This is a genomic window from Mycobacterium sp. TH-M106 (genome assembly GCF_057473765.1).
In genome coordinates this window covers 1-5,894 of the sequence record NZ_JBYCLE010000501.1, presented here as the reverse complement: position 1 = coordinate 5,894, position 5,894 = coordinate 1, and the positions used below count along the sequence as shown (strand labels likewise).

Below are 5,894 nucleotides of genomic sequence, written 5' to 3'. Positions count from 1 at the left end.
CCGGGGCCAGACCCGCATCCAGTTGGAGCACGTCAACCGCATCGGGCGTGACGCGGCCCCGGACTGGCCGTCGGGCACCCGCGACGACGTCTACCGCGTCGACATCGAGGGAACGCCGAGCATTTCGCAGGAGACTGCGTTCCGATTCACCGACGGCTCCGGACGCGACGCGGCGACCGCGGGCTGCCTGGCCACCGGGATGCGGGCGCTCAACGCGGTTCCCGCGGTTAATGACCTGCCGCCCGGCTGGGTGACCGCGCTCGACTTGCCGCTCATCGCCGGTTCCGGCGCGATTCGCTGAGCAAATACCGGGAAACGGCGTATTTACCGATAAATTGTAGTGGTCGGCGTGTGCCCACAGGCCGGCGAGACCAGGGATTGGACACCATGGCGGACGAGACGATACCGGCGATAGGCATGTCGGTCGGGGCCACCACTCTGGCGGCGGTCACCGCTGATCATGCGGTCACCCGCAGGCCCGTGCTGACGTTGTATGACAACCGTTCACCTCAGGTCGGGGTGGCCGCCGAGCTGCCGGCGGATGCCGGTGAACCAGGGCTGGTGGTCACCGATTTCGTCAACCGGGTGGGCGACTCTGTGCCGGTGGTGGCCGCTGACGGATCCACCCGCCGGGGCGAGCAGTTGCTGGCCGACGCGTTGCATGCGTTGGCCTTCGTCGCGACCGGCGGACGCCCGCTGCCGGCAGCGGTTGCGGTGAGCCATCCCGCGCACTGGTCGGCGACGGCCGTGGACGCGCTGGGCACAGCGCTGAGCCGGGTACCGGAATGGTCACCGTCTCCGCCGCCGCTGATCAGCGATGTCGCCGCGGCGCTGACGTCGCTGCAAGCCGACCCTGGCCTACCGCTCACCGGGATAATCGCGGTGTGTGACTTCGGCGGCAGCGGCACCAGCATCACTTTGGTCGACGCCGCCCGCGGCTATCAGCCCATCGGCGCCACTACGCGGTATACCGATTTCTCCGGTGAGGTGATCGACCAGGCGCTGCTGAACTACGTGGTGGCCTACTTGAGCGCAAGCGGCTCATTGGACGACGCCCCGGCAACTGGGGGGATCGGTTCGTTGGCCCGGCTTCGCGGTCAATGCCGCCAGGCCAAAGAGCGGCTCTCGGCGGAGACGGTCACCGAAGTGACCGTCGGTCTGCCCGGATTCCGCGGCGACACCTGGGTTACCAGAGCCGAACTCGACGAAGTGATCCGCCAGCCGTTCGACGGCGTCATCGCTGCGGTGCAGGAGAGCATGGGCCGCAAGAGAATTCCCGCGGCGGACCTGGTGGCGGTGGCCGCGGTGGGCGGCGGGGCGAATATTCCGGCGATCACCGCCGGGCTGTCGAACCGTCTTGGGGTCACCGTGGTCAGCTCGCCGCGACCGCAGCTGACGGCGGCCATCGGTGCCGCATTGCGAGTCAGCGGCAGGGCTCCGCAAGCTTCGGGAACCGCAGGTGTTGCGGCCCCACCGGCGCCGTTGCGGCCGGACACGGCGGTACCGCCGCCGCAGCCCACCCCACCGGCACCGCCGCCGCACGCATCGGTGTGGCAGCAGCCCGACACTCCGGTGGTGCCGCAGCCCGATGCCCCGGTCTCGCCGCAGCTGCAGCCAACCGAACCCCCGTGGCCAGCAGCGCCAGGGCCTGATCTGGTGACGTCGCCGGAGCCCGCCGTCGCCTACGAACCGTTTCCGGAAGGGTCGGGTCGCAGCAAGGTCGACTGGTATCGGCGGCCGGTGCCGTTGATCCTGGGCGTGGCGCTGGTGGTGCTGATCATGGGTGTGGTAGCGGTGATCGCACTGCGCCACGCTGCCAGCACCGAACCGACGCCGCCGACCGTCACCCCGCAACCGACGGAGCCCACCTCTCAACCCACGCCGCGTGATGTGCCGCCGCCGCCCGAACAGCCCACGCTGCCCGAACAGCCCACGGTTCCCACGCCGCCGGAAGTCCCTGGTATCACCGCTATCCCGCCGGCTCCGGAATCCCCTGATACCTCCGAGGCGCCGTAGCGCGGTAGCCCACGTGGCAGCAGGAGATCGGTGGCTTTAAATTTAGTTCAGTATCCGCGGGCCACCCAGTCGTCGTAGTGCACCAGCTCGTCGCCGACCCCAGTGGTGTCACCGTGGCCGGTGTAGACGACGGTGTCGGCTGGCAAGTTGCCCAGCCGGTGTGAGATCGACGCCAGGATGGTCGGGAAGTCGGAGAACGAACGCCCGGTCGCACCCGGCCCACCGGAAAACAAGGTGTCGCCGCTGAACACCGCACTCAGGTCGGGCGTATACCAGCACACCGACCCGGGGGAGTGCCCGGGGGTGTGCAACGCATACAGTTTCATCCCGGCGACAGTCAGCGTCTTGCTGTCGAATGTCGGGTGAAAGTTCTTCTCCGGATGGGTCATCCGCCACAGCATGTCATCGGCCGGGTGCAGCAGCACCGGCGCGTCGAATGCCTCGCCCAGTTCCGGGGCCACCGTGACGTGGTCGTTGTGGCCGTGCGTGCACAGCACCGCCACCACCTTGCGGTCACCGACCGCCTCCACAATGGGCGCGGCGGTGTGCGCGGCGTCGACGACCACCACCTCGGAGTCGTCGCCGACGATCCAGATGTTGTTGTCGACTTCCCAACTGCCGCCGTCGAGTTCGAAGGTGCCGTGGGTGACCACCCGCTCGACGCCGGTCTCGGAGCCGGTCTCGGAGCCAGTCATAGCATCACGACCGAGCGCAGCACCTCACCGGAGTGCATTCTGGCGAAGGCCTGCTCGACGTCGCCGAGGCCGATGCGCTCGGAGACGAACCTCGCCAGCGGCAGCCGGCCCTGCAGATACAGGCTGATCAGGGTGGGGAAGTCACGCTCTGGCAGACAGTCGCCGTACCACGAGGACTTCAGCGAGCCGCCACGGGAGAAGATGTCGATCAGCGGTATGTCCAGCTGCATCTCCGGTTCTGGAACCCCCACCAGCACAACTGTTCCGGCCAAGTCGCGGGAGTAGAACGCTTGCTTCCAGGTTTCCGGGCGACCGACGGCGTCGATCACCACGTCCGCGCCGAAACCGTCGGTGAGGTCGGCGATGGCCTGCACCACGTCAGCCTCGCGGGCGTTGACGGTGTGGGTGGCACCGAAGTCGCGGGCCCACTTCAGCTTGGTGGCATCGATGTCGACGGCGATGATCCGCTTGGACCCGACAAGGGCGGCACCGGCGATGGCCGCATCGCCCACCCCGCCGCAGCCGATCACCGCGACGGTGTCGTCACGGCTGACCCCACCGGTGTTGACGACCGCGCCCAGCCCGGCCATCACCCCGCAGCCCAGCAGCCCGGCCACCGCTGGGTCGGCTGCCGGGTCGACCTTGGTGCACTGACCGGCGTGCACCAGCGTTTTGTCGGCGAACGCGCCGATGCCCAGCGCCGGGGTGAGCTCGGTGCCGTCGGCCAGCGTCATCGGCGTCGAGGCGTTGAAGGTGTCGAAGCAGTACTGTGGCCGGCCGCGTTTGCACGCCCGGCACTGGCCGCAGACGGCCCGCCAGTTCAGGATCACGAAATCGCCTGGCGCTACCGCGGTCACCCCGGCACCGACGGCCGCCACGGTGCCGGCAGCCTCGTGGCCGAGCAGGAACGGGTAGTTGTCGCTGATGCCGCCGTCGCGGTACATCACGTCGGTGTGACAGACCCCGCAGGCGATCAGGTCGACCACCACGTCACCCGGCCCGGGGTCGGGGACGACGATATCGACTTGCTCGACCGGGTCACCCTTCTTCCGGGAAATCACGCCGCGCACCGTCTGGCCCATGCCGGTTAACCTACCTGTGTGACAGCTCCAGCCGAAGACGCCGAAGACTCCGAAGATATCAAAATGTTCACCAAGCGGATAGTGAACGTCATCGATGATGCCAGTGTGGCGATTCTGACCAGCATCGGGCACAAGACCTCGCTGTTCGAAACGATGGCCGGGTCAGCACCAGCGACCAGCGCCGAGATTGCCGCGGCCGCCGGCCTCGACGAACGATATGTCCGCGAATGGCTGGGCGGCATGGTCACCGGTCGGATCGTCGACTACGACCCGTCGACGGCGACGTATGTGCTGCCGCGCCACCGTGCCGCGGTGCTGACCAGGGCGGCTGGTCCGCGTAACCTCGCCGCGGTCGCCATGTCGATCTCGCTGCTCGGCGAGGTCGAAGAGCGGATCGTCGATTGTTTCCACACCGGCGGTGGCTTGCCGTACAGCGAATATCCGCGGTTCCACGCGATCGAAGCCGAACAGAGCGCCCAGGTATTCGACACCGCGCTGATCGACCACATCCTGCCGGTGGTTCCCGGTTTGCCGGTGCGGCTGCGCGAGGGCCTGGACGTAGCCGACTTCGGTTGCGGCAGTGGGCATGCCGTCAACCTGATGGCCCGGGCATTCCCGGCGAGCCGGTTCACCGGGATCGACTTCTCCGATGAGGCCCTGGCGGTGGGGGCCGCCGAGGCCACCGCCGCCGGCCTGGCGAACGTGGCATTCGAGCGCCGTGACCTGGCCGAGGTGGATCTGGTGCAGGCTTACGACGTGATCACCGCGTTCAACACCATCCACGACCAAGCCCAGCCGGCGCAGGTGCTGAGCAATATCCATGCCGCGCTGCGGCCCGGCGGGGTCTTTTTGATGGTGGACGTCCGGGGCTCCAGCCGGCTCGAGGAGAACGTCGGGATGCCGCTGGCGCCTCATCTGTACACGGTGTCGACGATGCACTGCATGTCGGTGTCCCTGGCGTACGGCGGCGCGGGGCTGGGTACGGTCTGGGGCCGGCAGCTGGCCACCTCGATGCTGGCCGACGCCGGCTTCGCCGACGTCGTGGTCGAGGAACTGGATGCCAACCCGGGTAAATACCACTACGTCGCGCACAAGTGAGCACCCGCAATCCCCTGTCGGTACTCGACGACTGGCCGGTCGACACAGCGGCCGGCGCGGTGGTCGGCCCGCAGGGGGTACTGGCCGGCCACGGCGACGCCCGACGCGAGTTCTTCTTGGCGTCGGTGACAAAACCGCTGGTGGCTCGGGCGGTGCAGGTCGCCGTCGAGGAGGGAGCCGTCGAGCTGGACACTGCAGCAGGCCCGCCCGGTGCCACCGTGCGTCACCTGCTGGCGCACGCGTCCGGGCTTTCGCCATCCTCGGATCGGGTGGTGGCCAAGCCCGGCACCCGCCGGGTCTACTCCAACTACGCCTTTTCGGTGCTGGCCGCGACCGTACAGCGCGCCTCGGGCATCGCGTTTGACCGTTACCTCGCCGAGGCGGTGTTCGAACCGCTGGGCATGACGGCCACCCGGCTCGACGGCGGCGTGGCCACGGCGGGGTTCGGGGGCACGTCGACGGTCGCCGACCTGGCTGCGTTCGCCGGTGACCTGCTGCGCCCGACGACGGTGTCGGCGCAGCTGCACGCCGAGGCGATCACCGTGCAGTTTCCCGGTCTGGACGGCGTTCTGCCGGGATACGGCGTGCAGCGGCCCAACGATTGGGGGCTGGGTTTCGAGATCCGGGACGAGAAGTCGCCGCACTGGACCGGTGCGTCCAACTCGCCCGGCAGCTATGGCCACTTCGGTCAATCCGGCACGCTGATCTGGGCAGATCCCGCGGTGGAGCTGGTGTTGATCGTGCTCACCGACCGCGATTTCGGAGCCTGGGCGAAGCCGTTGTGGCCGACGCTGGCCGACACGGTGATTGCCGAGTATCGACAGAACTAGCGCAACAGGTGCCTCACAAGGCACAATAGACGCGCACAACACGAGAACATCAGCTACATCGCTGCTCGTCGCGGTCTCACCGGGTCGTTGGGGAAGACGTCCCTTGTGGAGCCGAAGGAGCAACCGATGAGCGTGTCGAACCAGTTCGCCGACTCGACCAGCGGCGTGGTGTA

At 68.1% G+C, this 5,894-nt stretch carries 5 protein-coding genes and 1 pseudogene; 4 read left to right on the top strand and 2 right to left on the bottom strand.

Going from position 1 to position 5,894, the window contains the following annotated elements; translation table 11 throughout:
* Together AC2VOP_RS17615 and AC2VOP_RS17610 are read left to right on the top strand one after the other, a co-directional pair.
* Positions 1-301, top strand: a pseudogene (locus AC2VOP_RS17615) (dihydrodipicolinate reductase); the annotation flags it as partial.
* Between the two features lie 86 nt (positions 302-387).
* Positions 388-2,016, top strand: coding sequence for an Hsp70 family protein (locus tag AC2VOP_RS17610; protein ID WP_486962157.1), 1,629 nt, complete (start codon positions 388-390; stop codon positions 2,014-2,016).
* Between the two features lie 47 nt (positions 2,017-2,063).
* Here AC2VOP_RS17610 and AC2VOP_RS17605 read toward each other — a convergent pair whose 3' ends face one another.
* Positions 2,064-2,711, bottom strand: coding sequence for an MBL fold metallo-hydrolase (locus AC2VOP_RS17605; RefSeq protein ID WP_486962156.1), 648 nt, complete (start codon positions 2,709-2,711; stop codon positions 2,064-2,066).
* Complete coding sequence (locus tag AC2VOP_RS17600; RefSeq protein ID WP_486962155.1) at positions 2,708-3,793, bottom strand: S-(hydroxymethyl)mycothiol dehydrogenase; 1,086 nt, start codon at positions 3,791-3,793, stop codon at positions 2,708-2,710. The genes AC2VOP_RS17605 and AC2VOP_RS17600 overlap by 4 nt, the downstream gene beginning before the upstream one ends.
* Positions 3,794-3,856: 63 nt before the next feature.
* Here AC2VOP_RS17600 and AC2VOP_RS17595 point away from each other — a divergent pair, with 63 nt between their 5' ends.
* Positions 3,857-4,891: a class I SAM-dependent methyltransferase gene (locus AC2VOP_RS17595; RefSeq protein ID WP_486962158.1), complete on the top strand. Its 1,035-nt coding sequence runs from the start codon at positions 3,857-3,859 to the stop codon at positions 4,889-4,891.
* Positions 4,888-5,721: a serine hydrolase domain-containing protein gene (locus AC2VOP_RS17590; RefSeq protein ID WP_486962154.1), complete on the top strand. Its 834-nt coding sequence runs from the start codon at positions 4,888-4,890 to the stop codon at positions 5,719-5,721. Before AC2VOP_RS17595 ends, AC2VOP_RS17590 begins: the two co-directional genes overlap by 4 nt.
* Positions 5,722-5,894 lie beyond the last annotated feature (173 nt).